Consider the following 18,013-nt stretch of genomic DNA (forward strand, 5'->3'; position numbering starts at 1 on the left):
ACAACAAGATAAACATGAAGAAACAGCAGTTTTTTATCAGTCCGCCATTCTGCGGACTCCTTAGCATGCTCATGTTGGCTGCCTTATGGCAGGGATGCAAAAGAGAAACAGATGCTTATATAGATCCTAAGGCTCCCGCTCCGGCGCAGGTAAGCGGCCTGAAGATCACCAGCACGCCGGGCGGTGCTTTTATCACTTATAAAATACCCGAAGACCCCAATCTGTTTTATGTAAAGGCGGAATATGAAATCCAGCCGGGTGTATTCCGGGAGGCCAAGTCCTCGTATTATACCGATACCCTTGCCTTGGTGGGCTTCGGGGATACCCTTAGCCATGAAGTGAAAATATACAGCGTTGGCCGAAACAACAAGGAATCGGAGCCGATCTCTTTGAATGTAAAGCCGCTTACCCCGCCGGTGAGATCCATATTTGAGACGCTGGCCTTGGGCTCTACTTTCGGGGGGGTATTTGTGTCTTTTAAGGACAGCACACAGGCCAATATCGGTATAACATTAATGGTTGAAGATTCTTTGGGCATGGGTACATGGGAGCCGTTAGGGACCTACTATACCGCTGAATTAGAAGGGGTTTTTGCAGCCCGGGGACTGGATACGGTTGAAAGAAAATTCGGCGCGTATATACAGGACCATTGGCTTAACCGGTCGGATACGCTGATCGCCCGCTTAACGCCGCGTTTTGAGGAGTTAATACCTAAAGATAAATTTAAGGCATTGAAGCTGGAGTCGGATAACTGGCAGCCTGTTGCTGCTAAATATAACATGGAAAACCTGTGGGATGGCATTGAACTGGAAAGTGAAAACCAGTTTGCACCCCCTACTAAACCGTTGCCCGAGTGGTTCTCAATCGATCTGGGACACGAGGTTATTTTCAGCCGGATGAAGCTGTTTCAAAGAATTCAATACCCCTACAACGGGGCATGGGTAAAAAAGTTTGCCATATACGGTTCCAATACACTCAGCGATGATTGGGCAGACTGGGAGCTGCTGGCGACGTTTGACTACAAGACACCCTCGGGGCTGCCCTGGCCGCAGTATACGGCCGACGATCTGGCTTACGCGAGAACCGGTCAGGATTTCGCTTTCCCCGACGGGCTCCCTGCCGTACGGTACATGCGTTTTAAGGTTCTGGAAACCTACAATATGACGGGGCAGTTCTACTTCGGGGAGTTTACGTTCTGGGGGAAAATGGTACCCTAAAAGAAACAGCTTATAAAATACTGGCAAAAAAGGCATTCAAGATGAAAAGAACAACCGGCTATTTATATTTAGCGGCATTGTCCGCAATTATCCTGACCATCGGTGCCTGCGGGAAGATGGATGATGAATTCCGGAAATTTGTCGTTCCGGGCGGGGTTACCTATCCGGGCAAAGCTACCCGGGTGGTAGGTTATCCGGGGCGTGACAGGATAAAGATATCCTGGTCCAGGGGACAGGATCCGAGTGTGGTCAAAGCCCTTATATTCTGGAACTATTATACGGATTCCGTGGAGGTCAATATCCCACCAGACGGCGATGATACCATCAGTGTGATGATCGACAACTTACCGGAAAAAGCATACTCCTTCATCATTAAAACGTATGATGCCAAAGGGAATGTTTCTGTTCCGGTAGAGTTGCTAAGTGAAACATATGGAGATCTGTATCAAGCCAGCTTGTTAACCCGCCCCTTGAGCTCAAGCACGATGGAACCAAGGAATACGATCAATATTATATGGGGAGTTGCAGATGTATCAAACGGAGCGTATGCAACTGAAGTAAAATATACGGACACACTTGGACATTCCCGTATTCAGCGTATGCCTATAACCGAAGATACCTCCGTAATATCCGGTGTTCAGGAAGGCGGCGACTTTCAATACCGAACCTTATTTCTACCCGACTCTCTGAGCATAGATACTTTTTATACGGATTATACCCAGGTAAAAGTCCCGCGCTTTGTAGAGGTGATCCCTAAAGATACCTGGAAGGTATATCCTTTGCCGGGCGATTTCTATCAGCATGATCCTAAATATCCTGTGACCAATGTATGGGATGGGAATACAACGACGGACGGGAACATTTTCCTGGTCCAGGGTTCGGATCCGGCCATTAGTCAGCCAAACTGGTTTACAGTAGATATGGGATTCAAGGCAGTCTTTAATAAAGTAGAGTTGTTCCAAAGGCCCCATGGATCAACCCCTTTCCAGACCTATTGGCCTAAGAAATTTTCCATTTGGGGAAGCAATGACCCCGATGCGGATGGGGGATGGGATCATTGGCATTTGCTGGGAACCTTCACTTATACTGCTTCAGCATTTTCTGAAGCCTTTCAATTCCCTGATAATGGTGAGGCGTATCAGTATTTTAGATTTGAGCTTTTGGAAAATTATGGTGCATCGGATTATCAGTACCAGTTAACAGAGCTTACTTTTAGGGGAACTATTATTCCATAAAGGCAGAATTTATTATCTATGCGTACCATTCTATTTGCTATTACGTTTTCGTGTCTATGCATAATGGCACATGCACAATCCTTTGTCCATCCGGGCATCGACCAGTCGGCGAAAGATCTGGCCTATCTGAAACAACTGATCGCCCGGAAACAGGAACCCTGGAAAAGCGCCTATGACAAGCTGGTAAAAGATACCGATACCACCTTTGCTGTCCATGCGCATGCCCATGTGCTGAGGGGGCCTTATGCCAAACCCAATATCGGCGGGGACGATTTATCCCAAAGTGCAACGGTGGCCTATAACTGCGCGCTGCTCTGGTACCTGACGAAGGACCGGAATTATGCCCATACGGCGATTCGCATTCTGGACGGCTGGTCGGACACTCTTTGGGATTTCGATTACAACGATGCCAAGCTACTCGCCGGCTGGACGGGACACGCCTTTTGCAATGCCGCTGAGATCCTGCGTTATACTGACGCCGGTTGGAGCCAGAAAGGCGTCGACCGGTTCACCCATATGCTGATGACCGTTTACTATCCGCTGCTCCGGTATTATTTCCCCACTGCGAACGGGAACTGGGATGGTGCGATCTGCCATAGCCTGCTGGCCATCGCGATCTTTACCGATAACCGCCCTTTATTCAATGATGCTGTGGATCACCTGCTGCACGGCCCGGTCAACGGAAGCATTTTTAAATACATCTATCCCAACGGGCAGTGTGAGGAGTCCGGACGGGATCAGGGACATGTACAGCTGGGACTCGATGAGTTCGCGGGTGCGGCGCAGGTCGCTTTTACCCAGGGGGTGGACCTGTTTTCCATCGGCGATAACCGCATCGGCCGGGGCTATGAATATACGACCGGATACCTGCTCGGACATACCCCTTACTGCTATTGCGAGATCTCTCCCCGGGCCATGCATCTGGGTGGTGGTTTCGAATATGTTTACCGCCATTATGCCGCCCTGGGGATCCGGCTTCCTTTCGTCGCCCGGGCTGCCGACTCGATGCGCGCGAAAGTACCCCAGCGCACCCTTACCGCCGTCAGGGCCGCCTTTGCCCATGCCGCCTCCCCGATCAGAACCCTCGTCAACGATTCGACCGCCTACATTGCGGGCGCCGATAAAGACGTCCCGGATATCCCCGCAGATGCCATCCAGGTACAGCCCGGCCAATCCGTGCAGCAGGCGCTGGACCGTGCGGCAGGTACCGGGAGGTGGGTGGTTTTGGCCAAGGGGGTGCACCCCCTCGACACCGCGCTGAAGCTCCCCAGCGGGGTAACCCTTTCGGGCATGGGCACCGGTTCGGTCCTTTTTCTAAAGCCGGAGGCCGGCCGCGATGCGATCGTCAATGCTACGGACGACCTGCACGACATCACGCTGCGCAACTTTGTAGTGGAAGGCGCCCTGCAGCCTCACCCCGGTAATGATCCCAACAGCTCGAGGTCCTTTAACAACAAAGGTAACCGCGGGGGCGTCCTCTTTCGGAGTGCGGCGGTGAACCGGATGCATGGATTACACTTCATGAACCTTACCGTGCGGAACTGCACGTATAACGGCGTTTTCATCAGCGGTGCCCGGGATCTGACCTTTTCCGGCTGTGATCTTAATGAAAACGGAGCTGCGGTAGTCCCCGGTCCCAAGCTGCAGCACAACCTGCTGCTGACACATTGCAGCAGCATTCTCGTCCGGGACAGCCGCCTGGACGGCTCTCCAAACGGATCCGGTATTTATCTGCAGAGCTGTGAACAAGTCTCGGTAACTGACAATGAACTGGCCCGGAATGCGCTCAACGGGATATCGGTCAGTGAAAGCGCCGGTATAACGATCACCGGCAACCTGATCGAAGGGAACGACCAAAGTGGCGTCCATGCGGAATATCTCTACACCGGGAACCGGAAGATGACCGTCTCCGGAAACCGGATCCATTTTAACGGAGGGTATGGGATTGAATCATACGGGACCGATAATATCAGCATTCAAAACAATCTGTTGAGCGGAAACGGTATTTTTACAGGTACGATCGATAATAAGGATCAGCTCAAAGTGGCTGATACGAAAAAGATAGTATTGAGATAAGATAGTCCATTGGATTGTTGTGTTCGACAGGCACACAGAACTTTATCAGAGATCCCGGAGTTATTACATTTAAATCGTTAGAATTAATGAGACGGATGACCATCGCATTTAAAAGAGGCCTTTTCATAAGCTTTTTGGCAGTAATTGTTTTGTTGATTGGTTTTTCCGCACAAGCGACGCCCGATATTAAAATCATCCACAGCCTGTTATCTCCCGATAAAAATACCAAAATAGAAATCGGTATAGACGCCACCGGTAACTTGTTGTACAGAACTTTTTACCAACAAACGATAGTGAACACCTGGTCAAAAATGGGTTTTGTGATGGATGGAAAAACGGCCGGAGCACATACCGTTATGGATGAAAAGACAGTGTCCCGTCATCGGGGAAGTTTTGCCTGGCGGTTGGGTGAAGATGATTCTATCTCTAATGATTATAACCAGGCCATATTAATGTGCAGAAGCGCTGATTTAAATTTCAATCTAATCCTGCGCATTTTTAACGGAAGTGTCGCGTTTCGCTATCAGATACCTGTTCAGCCGGGGGTTAATAATGTAGCGATAACCAGGGAACTGACAACATTTGCTTTTAATAAGCCGCTGACCGTTTATCAATATAATCAGGAGTCAGTTTTTCACCCGGTTGAAATAGACTCGTTAAGGAAAAGCTGTGATCTGCCGGCAACACTTACTGACTATAAGCATACGTATATCAGTATTGGTGAAGCGGATAATGATAACTATGCAAAATCGGAATTAACGAAAGGCGATGCGGCGCATAGTTTTCGGGTTTCCTTTATGCATGATGCTGCTGTTCGGATAGCGAAAAATTACACAACGCCCTGGAGAACGATCAGCTTTTCCAACACAGCCATCGGATTACATGCATGCAGTCAGCTTTATCTTAAGCTGGTAAATCCGGTCTCCGATTCCATGCCTGATTGGATTAGACCGGGCAAGCTGATCAGGGCGCAGCTAACAACCGAAAGCGGCATGCGATGCATTGATTTTGCCGCGAAACATAATTTTCAATACATATTATTTGATGCAGGCTGGTATGGAAAAGAATTTAATTCCATATCAGATCCTACTACCTATATAAAAGGGCTGGACATGCCGGCGATCATTAAATATGGTAAGTCCAGGCATATTGGCGTTATCCTGTATGTCAATTACGTCGGTTTAAGAAAATACCTTGACAGAATTATACCCCTGTATAAAGAATGGGGCGTAGCGGGGATGAAGTTCGGTTTTGTGGACGGCATGACACAGGAAGGGATCAGCTGGCTGGCTTCCGCTGTAAGAAAAGCGACTGATGCAGGTTTTATTATTGATGTCCATGATAATTACAAGCCTACCGGACTCAGCAGAAAATACCCGGCCTGGCTGACACAGGAAGGGGTCAGAGGAGATGAGAATGGTCCGGATGCATTTCATACTACGACATTGCCGTTTACGCGCTTCCTGGCAGGGCCGGCTGATTTTACCTTTTGTTATCCCAATGCGACGAACAGCTTCAGCAAAAACCTGAAGGTGAGCATGGCGCACCAGCTGGCTTTAACCGTGATTTATTTCAGTCCTTTGCAGTCCATGTTCTGGTATGGCAAGCCTGAAGATTATACGAATGAAAAGGAAATAGAATTCTTTAAGTATGTGCCCACAGTCTGGGATGAGTCCCACTATCTGGCCGGGGAAATAGGGAAGTATATCAGTGTTGCCCGGAGGAAAGGAAATGTCTGGTTTGTAGGAAATGCCGCCGGATTAGAAGATTGGGACGGTGCTATAAAACTGGATTTCTTAAAGGCGAATATCATTTATGAAGCTGCAATTTATGAGGATGATGGTAAGGGTGGGATTGGTAAGAGAATAATACAGGTTAAAAAGGGAGAAGATCTTCCAATAAATATCAGAGCAAAGTGTGGACAGGCAATTATTATGCGTCCATTGAAATAGCCGTACGCCCTTTTTTTAATATCCCGACAGCTTACCTTAGGGCGTTTTATCAAAAATTTAAATAGTATGGAAATAAAGAGCGTAGCCGGGTAATACAATATATTATGAAGATTTTTTCGGCTGTCACACGATTTGTTTTCACGCTCATGATGGCTTCGACTGCGTTCTGGGCTTCCGGTGGGCCGTCCGCTCCCATGGACCTGCTGGTCAACGGCGTGAGCAATCCGCAGGCGATTGATGGCGGCAAGCCGCGTTTCACTTGGATGTTTAGGGACGACCGTCGCGGGGCAATGCAAACTGCGTATGAGATCCTTGTGGCCTCCAGACCCGAGCGCCTGGTTGCGGGTAAAGCAGATTACTGGGACAGCGGTAAAGTGACTTCGGACAAATCAACTTCGGTTGGATATGGTGGGAGGCCGTTGCCTGCTGCTACACGGTTCTGGTGGAAGGTTCGGATTTGGGATGAGACCGGTAAGGCCAGCCTTTACAGCGCACCGGCTTTTTTTGACATGGGCTTAAATCAAAAAGGCTGGACAGCGCATTACATCTGGGATGGAGCCGACAAAGCCAATCACTTTGTCTATTTCCGCAAGCGTTTTGTGATCTCGAATAAACCGGTATTGGCCAAAGTCTATGTTACGGCGATCAACGATTATCTTCTGTATTGCAACGGACAACTCCTGGGGCAAGGCCCGGCGCGGTGCGACCCGTATCACTATGGCCAATACAATGCTTACGATGTGACCAAGCTGCTGAAACCCGGCACGAATGTATTTGCCGCCGTCGGACACAAGGCGATCCCCTGGTCCGGCAATCCCAATCTCAAGCCCGCTTTTCTGCTGGAAGCCCGGTTTTTGTATCCTGACGGCTCGTCTTCCACGATCGGAACGGATGAATCGTGGAAGATGTTGTCGCCTACCGCTTTTATTGAAGCCGATCCGACATATTTCGGCAGCGGAAGAGGCAACCGCGCCGCCATTCGGTTTGATTCGCGCCGGGAACCTGTTGGCTGGAAAAACGTTGGTTTTGATGATTCCGATTGGGCCTCTCCCATGGTAGTGAACCGCTCCGACTATCATTTGTTTGCGCAAAAGGCGCCGACAGAACGGGTGCAGGCTGCACTTAGGCCGGTTAGCGTCACCCGGACCAACGGCGCTTGGTTGGTGGATTTCGGACAGTGTATTAACGGCTGGCCCAAACTCACCATGCGCGTGAACCATCCGGGTGATACCGTGCGCGTGGAATACTTCCAGATGATCGGCGAGCGGAAGCCCTCCGGCTGGGACGAATATATTTGTCACGGCGGCAAAGAAACCTGGGATGCAAATTTTGGGCGTTACACCTCGTTCCAGACATTCAGGATCACCGGCTACGCAGGGAAATTGAGCGCTTCTGACGTCAGCGGTATGTGGGCTTATGGCGATGCGGATGTGACCGGAAGGTTCCGTTGTTCGAGCGATTTGCTTAATGACATTTACAAAATGTGCGAGCGTTCGGCGCGGCAGAGCGTTCAGCAAGGCATCATCAGCGTGGATGCCCAGCGCGAACAACTGCCGTGGCTGGCGGATGCCTGGAGTATTGCCAACGTCCTGCTTTACAACCACCGCAACACAACGATGATCGACAAAGTAGTCCGTGACTTTGCAGGAGAACAAATGACCAACGGATATATCCGGAACGTCAGCCCGGGGCATGGATTTGAAGGCGCGGATGGACATGGCCGGATTCCCGAATGGGCCATGTATTGGCCCATGTTGTTGTGGCAGCAATATCTGTTTTCAGGCGATGAAACGCTTCTTCGGGAAATGGCGCCGCGCGTGGCGCTTTTTTTGGAGTGGCTTAAACCCTTTCAGGATCCGGAAACCAAACTGCTGAACCCGCTTAAAATGTGGCGTATTTCCGATTTTGCCGGCGGCGATATGCCCGGCGGCGGCTACAATATTGCCACCGCCTGCCAATACTATGAGAACCTGCGCATTGCTTCGCGTGTTTTTTCAGTGTTGGGAGAAACCAACCGAAGCGAAGATTATTTGCGGCAGGCGGAGAGCGTCAAAGAAGGCATCAATACTCATTTGTTCAACGGTCGATACTATCTTGCACGGACTGACACCAGTAAGATGTTCCCGCTTGCATCCGCGTGGCCGTTGCGTTTCGACATCGAGCGGGCAGCAGACAAATCCAAAATTCTCGCCGCGGTTGAAAAATCCGGCAAACCAAACATCGGCGGCTATGGCGGTGATGCGTTCTATAGCGGAATGTTGAACGCGGGCGAGGGGGCATATGTGGTGCACGACCTGGCGCGTTATCGCCCCATGTTGGATTCAAACCGAACCTGTTGGGAGCAATTCGGTCTCGGCGGCGAGGTGAATCACGCCTGGACTTCCTATCCCGGGTATCTTTTTCAGAAATATATTCTCGGCATTCAGCCCACTGGCGGCGGCTTTGCCACGTTCGATATCCGGCCGAATATAAGCGGTCTGACATTTGCGGAAGGCGCGGTTCCCACAGTAAAAGGACTTATCACGACAGGCTGGAAGAAACATGCTGCAGGCAAGCTTTCGCTTTCGGTTCATGTTCCTGCCAATACGCGTGCAACGATCTATATTCCCAAACTGACCCAGGGAGATTTTACCATAATGGAATCCGGAAAGATCCTGTGGCCGGTAGCATCGCAGGTTAAGTACACCGGAGTGATGGCTGTTTCAGAAGAAGAAACTTCCATCAAATGTCTGGTGAGCGCCGGCGACTACCGGTTTAGCGAAGCGCTATTAAATTCCAAATGACTTGTTGCCGCCTCCCTGCAATTTAGAGGAAAATATGACAGCGACGAAAGCAAATGTTCTGGTCGTGGCAAAGCTATCTATAGATCATGCTAACCTATGTATCTTTGGTCGAATATTTAAGCTAATTGACTAAAAGTAATGCGGTCATGATAAAAGGCATTTTTGCGGTTATAATGAGTTTACTGTTGTTTTCGTCTGCCACGGTGGCAATGCCGCCTGATACTTCTGTTGCAAATACGCAGGTGTTACCGATAAACTGGAAACGTTTTGACAAGCCTATCCGGGAGCATAAAGACATGATGCAGAGCCGGCAGATCCTGGGCAATGCCGCTCGGTACAATCTTGTCTGGATCGGAAATGCATTTAAAACCGACAGCCTTCGCCACCTGTATATCATCGACAAGTACAATGAAAACGGGGTCCGGCCGGCTGCCAGCGCCTGTTACGGGCTGGCTGTGGCCTTAAAATGTGCCGCGCTTGATGATGAATCCCTGGGCGCATCCCGGGCAACGGCTTTCGGACGTGTAAGGATGCTTTTGAAAGGAGTCGCTGCCGCCTACAAGGCCAACCGGTCAGATGGTAAAGGATGGGGGAATGATTGGCAAACTGCCTTTTGGGCCACCCTGGCCGGGCAGGGGGCCTGGATGCTCTGGGACGATCTCGATGTAAGTACCCGGCAGATGGTTCAGAAAATGGTCATCGATGAAGCAGACCGTTTTATAGCGCCGGGTTATAAGGTTCCCTACTGGACTTCCCCGGACGGGCATGTCAACAGCCCCGGCGACACAAAAGCTGAGGAGAACGCGTGGAATGCCAATATTCTGCAGCTTGCCGTGGCGATGATGCCCCGGCATGCGCACGTGGAAAGATGGAAGCGTGTTTGCAGTGAATTGATGTTGTCCGCCTTTTCCATAAAAAAAGATCTGCAGAACAACGAAAAGGTGGACGGCAGGCCGGTAAAAGAATGGCTGCATGGTTTTAATGTGCGTGACGATGGCGCAGTGATTAATCATCATATCGTTCACCCGGACTATACAATGACCATCACCCTTAGCGCCCGCGCTTTTTTAACCCAATCACTTGCAGAACAACCGGTATCACAGGCTGCTGAATGGAACGCGGCGTTTGTTTATCATTCGCTGATGAACCACCGGTGGCCGTCGCCCCCCTACAAAGCTCCGGGCGGAACCATGTACATACCCGGCAAGGCCGGGGTTTATTATCCGCAGGGTACGGATTGGAGTAAATACCGTTTCGATATCTATTATCTCACGGATGTGGATGCGTATCTTTTAGATTGGGACAAGCGGTCAGGGCATAGCGCAACAGAATGGATGCGCCTCAGAAGCGCTCGTATCCTGGCTATGCAGGGGCGGCACAAGGATGGTCATATGTTCACGTATGAAGAGTATCCCACCTATCCGGGTCGTGAACAAATGGTTGTGTGGCAGGCGGCAGATGCCTATCTTCTTTTCTGGCTGAATGCGCATCACGCTATTGCGCGAACGAGGGAAGGAGGGCGTACCTGGCTTTCGCCTACCCCGCAATGATCACCTTGATCTCCCGCTCTTCCAGCTGCTTGACCATGCCGGGCGAGACGCCGGCGTCCGTAATGATATACTGTACCTGGTCGAAGTCGCACACCTTTCCCAGGCCGCGCCGTCCGAATTTGGTGCTGTCTGCCAAACCCGCGGAAGAAAACTTACATTTGAAAAAATCCTCTATACTAACCAAACATCAATTTGTAGGTCTATCGACCGGCCATCTTTTTTACACTTCATTTTGACTTATTTTAGCTGGACGATAGTGAAAAGGAATATTAAACATAAGAATGCCAATCAGATGAATTTTAAGAAATTAGCTTTTCGCGTACGGCAGGCCAACGAATTTTTACAGCAAAATGCCGTAAAAGCCGTAAACATACACATTACGCTTAGGAATTGGCTCACAGGATTTTACATTGTGGAGTTTGAGCAAAACGGAAGCGACAGGGCTGAGTACGGAACTAAACTACTTGAAAAATTGGCAAAAAACATCCGTATCAAAGGGCTCTCAGCCCCCGAATTATCTCGTTGCCGGCAGTTTTACCATGCCTATCCACAAATTTTTGGGTTGATAACCCAAAAATTCAAAACGATGCTTCCAGTCGATTTTCTCGAAGATGTTATGCTTGTAAATAGCCCAAACCAAATTCTTGGGTCGGCAACCCAAGAATTACAAAACAACGATACGAAAGAGGATTTAGAGCATATTTCCAATATTTTTCAGTTTGTTTCTTATACGCATTTTACTGAACTCATAAAAATAGACGACTCTACCAAAAGACGTTTTTATGAGTTACTGATTTTGAAAACACAGCCTACCGTAAGAGAACTCAAACGGCAGATTGACACGCTCACTTACGAAAGAGTTGGACTGTCGGACGATCAGAAAATCTCGTTTGCCGAAGTGATGAAGAAGATAAAACCGCAACAAACAATAGATTTAGTTAAGTCGCATTATTTCTTTGAGTTTCTCAATATCGGACAGCCGCATTTAATTGAGGAAAACGAGTTGGAACAGGCTCTTATCAGCCATTTGCAGCAGTTTATTACCGAATTGGGAAACGGTTTTTGCTTTGAAGCTCGACAAAAACGCATATTAATTGGCGATGAATATTACTTCATTGATTTGGTATTCTATCATCGTATTTTGAAGTGCCATGTTTTGATAGATCTAAAAACCGAAACCGCCAAACACGAACACATCGGGCAATTAAAATCGTATCTCAACTATTACAAGAAAAATATTCTGGAAAGCAACGATAATCCACCTGTTGGGATTTTGCTCGTCACCAACCAAAACAAGGCTTTGGTAGAATACGCCATTGCCGACAGCGATCTGGATATTTTTGTGAGCAAATACCAGCTTCAACTACCCGATAAGTCAAAATTGGAAGCGTTTATAAACAACGAATTGAAAAATATTTAGTTGTCCTGCCACACCGCCGGCTAACCGTGGCGGCAAATGATTTAAAACGGTGCGGGTGATGATACCTACCCCGCAATAATCACCTTGATCTCCCGCTCTTCCAGCTGCTTGACCATGCCGGGCGATACGCCGGCGTCTGTAATGATATACTGTACCTGATCGAAGTCGCACACCTTTCCCAGGCCGCGCCGTCCGAATTTGGTGCTGTCTGCCAGGATGGCCACTACCTGCGCGGACTCGATCATCTTCTGGTTGAGACTGGCTTCTGCCATGTTGGTAATGGACAGCCCGAAGTCGGGATCGATGCCGTCGATCCCGAGAAACAGGATGCCGCAGGATATCTCTGCGAGGGTTTGCTCGGCCAGGCTGCCGGCCACCGAGGAGGAGTTTTGCCGGATCATGCCGCCCAGCTGCAGCACTTCCACATTCGGCCGGTTGCACAGCTCCAGCGCCACCTTCAGCGCAGGTGTGATCACGGTAAGGTGTTTGGCGGGATGCAGGCAGCGCGCCAGGGCAAATACCGTAGTGCCGGAGCCGATGATGATGGAATCATTTTCCCCGATAATAGACAGGGCGGCTTTTGCGATCTGCTGCTTCTCCCGGTCGTTGATAAGTTCTTTTTCGTTGATCGGGCGTTCGACGGTATAGGGATTGGTGATAGAGCCGCCGCCGCGGGTGCGGAACAGCAGGTTCTTGTCCTCCAGCAGCTTAAGGTCTTTCCGGATGGTGACGCCGGAGACCCGCGTCAGGTCGCTCAGCTCCTGTATCCCCACACGGCCGTTTTCCTGCAGCTTCCGAAGGATCAGCTCATGTCTGTCCGTGCTGTTTTTCATCGGTTTGTTGATCTCTTTAGCCATAGTCATCCCTTATAAAATCCTGTGGCTGTCCGGCAGCCAGCACGTAAATGTCCACATTAACTATTTCCCTTTCAAAATTAAATAATCTTTACATTTCTTTAAGAAGCGTTTTGAAAATTTAATTTTTGTTTTACTTTTAAGTGGAAGTCCGTCATGTGTGCCTTTACCTGGACTTCGACAAGCCCAAGAATCACTATGCGTTTTTTACCGATACTGTTCGTCCTGATACTGGCCGGGAGCAGCCTGCCGGCCCAGGAGAAAATTTCCCTGAAATATATCGACGCCGCCGACCTGCCTCTTACGGGAAAGGCGGTAAAGACCCGCTATCCCTATCACCGGGTGGATACTTCGGCTTATCCCGCCCTGCCGCCGGCGGTAAAATTTCTCCTGACGGAATCTGCAGGGCTGGCGGTACACTTTACGACCAACAGCACACAGATCGCCGCCCGGTGGTGTGTGCGTGCGGAAAAGCAGGGAAGCAACCTGACGCCTATCGCTCAAAAGGGCCTGGACCTCTATATACGACATAACGGGAAGTGGGTATACGCTGGCGTGGGTCGTCCCGGCGACAGCTGCGGCAATGCCGTGCTGGTCCGAAATATGGATCATAGCATCAAGGAATGCCTGCTTTACCTGCCTACGTACGATGAGACCCGCAGCCTGCAGATCGGTGTGGAGGAAAACGCTTCTTTTAACGCTTTGCCGGATCCTTTCCGCTACCGGCTGCTGATCTATGGCTCCAGCATTACCCAGGGCGCGGCAGCCAGCCGGCCCGGCATGGCCTATCCCGCCCGGCTGAGCCGGGAAACCGGTATGAACTTCCTGAACCTGGGCCTGAGCGGTAACGGAAAGATGGAAAAGGCGGCGGCGGACATGCTGGCGGATATCCCGGCCGATGCTTATATACTGGATTGCGTGCCCAACCCTTCCCCCGTACAGATCCGGGAGCGGACCGCTTACCTGGTCCGTACCCTGCGGCAGCGGCATCCGAAAACACCCATCATTGTCGTCCAGAGTGTGGTCCGGGAGATCGGCAACTTCGACCGGGCGGCCGGCGCGCGGGTGGCGGAACAGAATGATGAGATCGTAAAACAGGTTACCCGCCTGCAGCAGAGCGGGGTCCATGATCTTTACCTGATCCGGGGCCGGCACCTGCTGGGTACCGATCACGAGGCTACGGTCGACGGCACACATCCGACAGACCTGGGTTTCGACCGGATGCTGCAGGAGCTGAGACCCGTCATCCTCGATACGCTGAGGCGGTACGGTATCCGCTGAGCCGTTTGGAGACGGTGCTTAAGCTTTCTGCTTATTTTCCGGAGCAGGCAGAATGCCCGTCGCGTCTTTTTTTTGAACAATTCGAAAGTAAATGAATAAATTTGAAATAATTTTTAAGATATTTGAACAATAAACAACATTCATATGCTGATTTTTGAAAACCGTTTTATCCGGACCCTTGGAATACTGCTGTGTCTTGCTACGGGGTTGGGGGCGCAGGCGCAGACCATTCATGTCCTGAAGTTCAGGAGCGTAGCCGATACCAAAGCTTATTTTCGCTACGACGGGCCGGATGCCACCATTATCAGCGGCCACCGCGGGGGCGCCATAAAGGGGTATCCCGAAAACTGTATTCCCACCTTTGAGCATACGCTGAGCGCCACGCCGGCGATGTTTGAGATCGACCCTCACCTGACGGGCGACAGCGGGATCATACTGATGCACGATCCCAGTCTGGAGCGCACCACCACCGGCCACGGCCGGCTGAACAAGTATACCCTTGCCCAGGTACAGCAGCTGCAGCTGAAGGATGCGGAGGGCAGCCCCACCCCGTATCATCCGGAGACCCTCGAAGAAGCTATCCGCTGGAGCATCGGGAAGACGGTGATCAACCTTGATGTCAAAGACGTACCGCTCTACAGAAAGGCGGATCTCGTAAAGAAGTATAACGCTTTCGCCTATGTGATCTTTACCATACATGATGCCAAAGAGGCAAAGTTCTTTTACGACTTTGACCACCGCAGCTTGTTTTCTGCCTGGGTGCTGACCCCTGAAGCCCTGGCCGAGTATGAAAAAACAGGTATCCCCTGGTCTAATTTCCTCATCGCCTATGTAGGGCCCGAGATCACGGATAAGAACCGGGACCTGTGTAAGCAGCTGCACCGGCGGCATATAAAGGTAATGATCGGGGCCGGTCCTTCCTACGACAAGCTGGATACTCCGGAGGCGCGCGCGGAAGCTTACCGGCAGTCGGTCAAGGACGGGGCGGACATCATCGAATCGGATCGTCCCATCGAGGTGGCGGAGGCCATCCGCGGCGGCTATCCGGCCAAAAGCCGGCTGTACAAATACCAGGGCACCAAGAAATTAAAATAAAACACCGCGTATGAACAATCCGAATCCGCAGATGACAATACCTCCCGCGCAGGCTACGCTGCTGGACCGGGTGGGGATACCCCGGCAGCTGTTCTGGGGCTATGTGGGCATCCTGATCTTTATGATGGGAGATGGTATGGAGCAGGGCTGGCTGAGCCCTTACCTCATCAACCACGGCATGCGCATGCAGCAATCGGCCACCCTGTTTACCGTCTATGGCATTACCATCGCCATCTCTTCCTGGTTTTCGGGTGTGCTGGCGGAGGGCTACGGGGTAAAAAAGACCATGGCGGCCGGCCTGATCCTCTACCTGATCGGGACGGTGGGCTTTGTGGGCTATGGCGTGGCCCGGCTGAACTATGGGATTATGCTGGTGACCTATGCCCTGCGCGGCTTTGGGTATCCGCTTTTTGCCTATTCCTTCCTGGTCTGGATTGCCTACCGCAGCTCGCAGCGATCGCTGGGCCGCGCGGTGGGCTGGTTCTGGTTTGTGTTTACCGGCGGACTGAATGTGCTGGGGGCCTATTATTCCAGCTGGGCGATAGCGCGCCTGGGCTATATCAATACCCTGTGGAGCTCGGTATTCTGGGTGCTGGTCGGCGCTTTTTTTGCGCTCGTGCTCAATCGCGACAAGTTTCGTCCTGCAGGGGCGGAGCAGGCCGGAGCAAAGGCCAGGGAGCTCGTCAAGGGGCTGACGATCGTGAAGGAGGAGCCGAAGGTGCTGCTGGGCGGCATTGTACGGATCATCAATACCACCGCGCAGTTTGCCTTCCCGGTATTTCTGCCTACTTATATGGAAACCCATGGTCTGTCCACCAACGCCTGGCTGCATATCTGGGGAACCATCTTTACCAGTAACATCATCTTTAACCTCATCTTCGGCTTTGTGGGCGACCGGATGGGCTGGCGCAATACGGTAATGTGGTTTGGCGGCGTCGGATGCGGCATCACTACGCTGCTTTTTTATTACATGCCCCAGTGGGTCAGCGGTAACTTCTGGCTTATCCTGATCCCGGGCGTGCTGTGGGGCGCCCTGCTGGCGGGATATGTTCCGCTTTCTGCCCTGGTGCCTTCGCTGGTGAAAAAGGACAAGGGCGCTGCTATGGCTATCCTGAACCTGGGGGCCGGGCTTCCCGTATTTGTAGGTCCCGCTATTGTAGGGATCTTTATCGGGCTGATCGGGAATGCGGGTGTGATCTGGATACTGGCCATACTGTACTTTATCAGCGCTGTGCTGACGCGGTTTATCACCCTGCCGGATAATGCCCGTACCGTGTATCATACCGCTTCCGGCGTTCCTTCGGAAGAGGTTTGACGCCTAACGTCTAAGGTTCCATTCCAGGCAGATAAACTTTAGACTTTAAACTTTGGACCTTAGACAAATAACCTATCGTAGATCCAGAATCAACAGTTTATTATTGCTTTTTATGAAACCGGGCATGACAGTACTTATTGTACAGGAATATGTTACTATGCGAGGTTTGTCTCGCTCATAAATGATTTATAATAGGTCTCGATGCAGCTTCGCAGTCATCTGACCACTAAAGAACGAATATTAACAGATGAAAATTTTAATTACAGCGCCGTATAATGAAGAAGCGCGGCAGGAGCTGAAAGAAAAAGCGGGCGAGATCGTATACAAACCCTGGAAGCCGCAGGGACGTGCTTACAACGAGCAGGAGCTGAAAGATCTTCTTGATGAAACAAAGGCAACGGCATTGATTACCGAACATGATGAGGTAACGGACCCGGTTATACGTGCATTTCCCGGTTTGCAGTTTATCGGTGTTTGCCGGGGCACCCCTTCCAATGTCGCCGTGAGCACGGCCAGGGAGCTGGGCATACCCGTCTTTCATACCCCCGCCCGCAATGCGCAGGCCGTAGCCGAAATGTTTCTCTCGAACGTAATTACCCTGTTGCGGAATACCCGCGAGGGCTGCAGCTGGCTGGAAGAAGAGCGCTGGGAAGCCGGCGCGCACACTTCGTACCTGCAGTTCAAAGGCAATGAGCTGGCCGGGAAAACGGTGGGCACGGTGGGCTTTGGGGCTATCGGCCGGCGTATCGCGGCGATGCTGGAACCTTTTCCCTGCAAGATACTGTTCTATGATCCGTTTGTGGAAAGTCCGAAACCTTCCTGGAAGAAGACGGACCTGGAGGAGGTATTTTCCGGCAGCGATATCGTGTCGGTACATCTGCCGGTAAACGATCAGACCCGGGGCATGATCGGCAAGACGCTGTTTTCAAAGATGAAGCCCGGCGCTATATTTGTCAACACGGCAAGAGCGGTGGTGGTGAACCGTGAAGACCTGCTGGAGGTGCTCGAAAGCGGGCGTATCCGCGGTGCCGTCCTCGATGTGTTTGACCACGAGCCGCCGGACAGCACCGATTACCGGATCATCCATTTGTCCAATGTGCTGGCCACACCCCATATCGCCGGCGCTACCTTTGAGGTGGAGGATCATCACGCCGCCATTATGAACAAGGCCGTGCTCGGATGGCTGCGGGAGCGGGGCAGCACTCTTTCCCAATTGGAGAACAAAGCTGTTTAAA

General features: G+C 51.1%; 13 protein-coding genes. 11 read left to right on the plus strand and 2 right to left on the minus strand.

Annotation, left to right across the window (positions count from 1 at the left end; genetic code table 11):
* Nucleotides 1-14: 14 nt before the first annotated feature.
* The 6 genes from ABD851_RS10145 to ABD851_RS10170 all read left to right on the plus strand — a co-directional run bounded on the left by ABD851_RS10145 (nucleotide 15) and on the right by ABD851_RS10170 (nucleotide 10,813).
* On the plus strand, nucleotides 15-1,217 hold the full coding sequence (locus ABD851_RS10145; RefSeq protein ID WP_344978802.1) for a DUF5000 domain-containing lipoprotein: 1,203 nt from the start codon (nucleotides 15-17) through the stop codon (nucleotides 1,215-1,217).
* 41 nt (nucleotides 1,218-1,258) lie between these two features.
* Entirely contained in the window at nucleotides 1,259-2,452 is a 1,194-nt protein-coding gene (locus tag ABD851_RS10150; protein WP_344978804.1) for a DUF4998 domain-containing protein, read from the plus strand.
* A gap of 63 nt (nucleotides 2,453-2,515) precedes the next feature.
* Nucleotides 2,516-4,528: a right-handed parallel beta-helix repeat-containing protein gene (locus ABD851_RS10155; protein WP_344978805.1), complete on the plus strand. Its 2,013-nt coding sequence runs from the start codon at nucleotides 2,516-2,518 to the stop codon at nucleotides 4,526-4,528.
* Nucleotides 4,529-4,614: 86 nt separating this feature from the next.
* A complete protein-coding gene (locus tag ABD851_RS10160; protein WP_344978807.1) occupies nucleotides 4,615-6,480 on the plus strand; it encodes a glycoside hydrolase family 97 protein in 1,866 nt (621 codons plus the stop codon).
* A gap of 104 nt (nucleotides 6,481-6,584) precedes the next feature.
* Entirely contained in the window at nucleotides 6,585-9,263 is a 2,679-nt protein-coding gene (locus ABD851_RS10165; protein WP_344978809.1) for a family 78 glycoside hydrolase catalytic domain, read from the plus strand.
* 242 nt (nucleotides 9,264-9,505) lie between these two features.
* Nucleotides 9,506-10,813: a hypothetical protein gene (locus tag ABD851_RS10170; RefSeq protein WP_344978811.1), complete on the plus strand. Its 1,308-nt coding sequence runs from the start codon at nucleotides 9,506-9,508 to the stop codon at nucleotides 10,811-10,813.
* On the opposite strand, the gene ABD851_RS10175 is transcribed toward ABD851_RS10170, so the two are convergent.
* The gene (locus ABD851_RS10175) at nucleotides 10,800-10,949 is read right to left on the minus strand and encodes a hypothetical protein (protein WP_344978814.1); all 150 of its coding nucleotides are present in this window, start codon (nucleotides 10,947-10,949) and stop codon (nucleotides 10,800-10,802) included. The genes ABD851_RS10170 and ABD851_RS10175 overlap by 14 nt on opposite strands.
* Before the next feature lie 156 nt (nucleotides 10,950-11,105).
* Between ABD851_RS10175 and ABD851_RS10180 the strand changes: the two genes are divergently transcribed.
* The gene (locus tag ABD851_RS10180) at nucleotides 11,106-12,233 is read left to right on the plus strand and encodes a PDDEXK nuclease domain-containing protein (RefSeq protein ID WP_344978816.1); all 1,128 of its coding nucleotides are present in this window, start codon (nucleotides 11,106-11,108) and stop codon (nucleotides 12,231-12,233) included.
* 65 nt (nucleotides 12,234-12,298) lie between these two features.
* Here the strand turns inward: ABD851_RS10180 and ABD851_RS10185 are convergent, their stop codons facing one another.
* The gene (locus ABD851_RS10185; protein WP_344978818.1) at nucleotides 12,299-13,090 is read right to left on the minus strand and encodes a DeoR/GlpR family DNA-binding transcription regulator; all 792 of its coding nucleotides are present in this window, start codon (nucleotides 13,088-13,090) and stop codon (nucleotides 12,299-12,301) included.
* A gap of 195 nt (nucleotides 13,091-13,285) precedes the next feature.
* On the opposite strand from ABD851_RS10185, the gene ABD851_RS10190 reads away from it, so the two are divergent.
* The 4 genes from ABD851_RS10190 to ABD851_RS10205 all read left to right on the plus strand — a co-directional run bounded on the left by ABD851_RS10190 (nucleotide 13,286) and on the right by ABD851_RS10205 (nucleotide 18,012).
* Nucleotides 13,286-14,368 carry an SGNH/GDSL hydrolase family protein gene (locus ABD851_RS10190; protein ID WP_344978820.1) on the plus strand — a complete coding sequence of 361 codons (1,083 nt, stop codon included), beginning with the start codon at nucleotides 13,286-13,288 and terminating at the stop codon, nucleotides 14,366-14,368.
* 144 nt (nucleotides 14,369-14,512) lie between these two features.
* Nucleotides 14,513-15,463 carry a glycerophosphodiester phosphodiesterase family protein gene (locus tag ABD851_RS10195; RefSeq protein WP_344978822.1) on the plus strand — a complete coding sequence of 317 codons (951 nt, stop codon included), beginning with the start codon at nucleotides 14,513-14,515 and terminating at the stop codon, nucleotides 15,461-15,463.
* 10 nt (nucleotides 15,464-15,473) lie between these two features.
* A complete protein-coding gene (locus ABD851_RS10200) occupies nucleotides 15,474-16,778 on the plus strand; it encodes an MFS transporter (protein WP_344978824.1) in 1,305 nt (434 codons plus the stop codon).
* A gap of 247 nt (nucleotides 16,779-17,025) precedes the next feature.
* Complete coding sequence (locus ABD851_RS10205) at nucleotides 17,026-18,012, plus strand: 2-hydroxyacid dehydrogenase (protein WP_344978826.1); 987 nt, start codon at nucleotides 17,026-17,028, stop codon at nucleotides 18,010-18,012.
* The last annotated feature ends 1 nt before the right edge of the window (nucleotide 18,013 follow it).

This window comes from Compostibacter hankyongensis (genome assembly GCF_039541075.1).
Classification (GTDB): Bacteria; Bacteroidota; Bacteroidia; order Chitinophagales; family Chitinophagaceae; genus Compostibacter; species Compostibacter hankyongensis.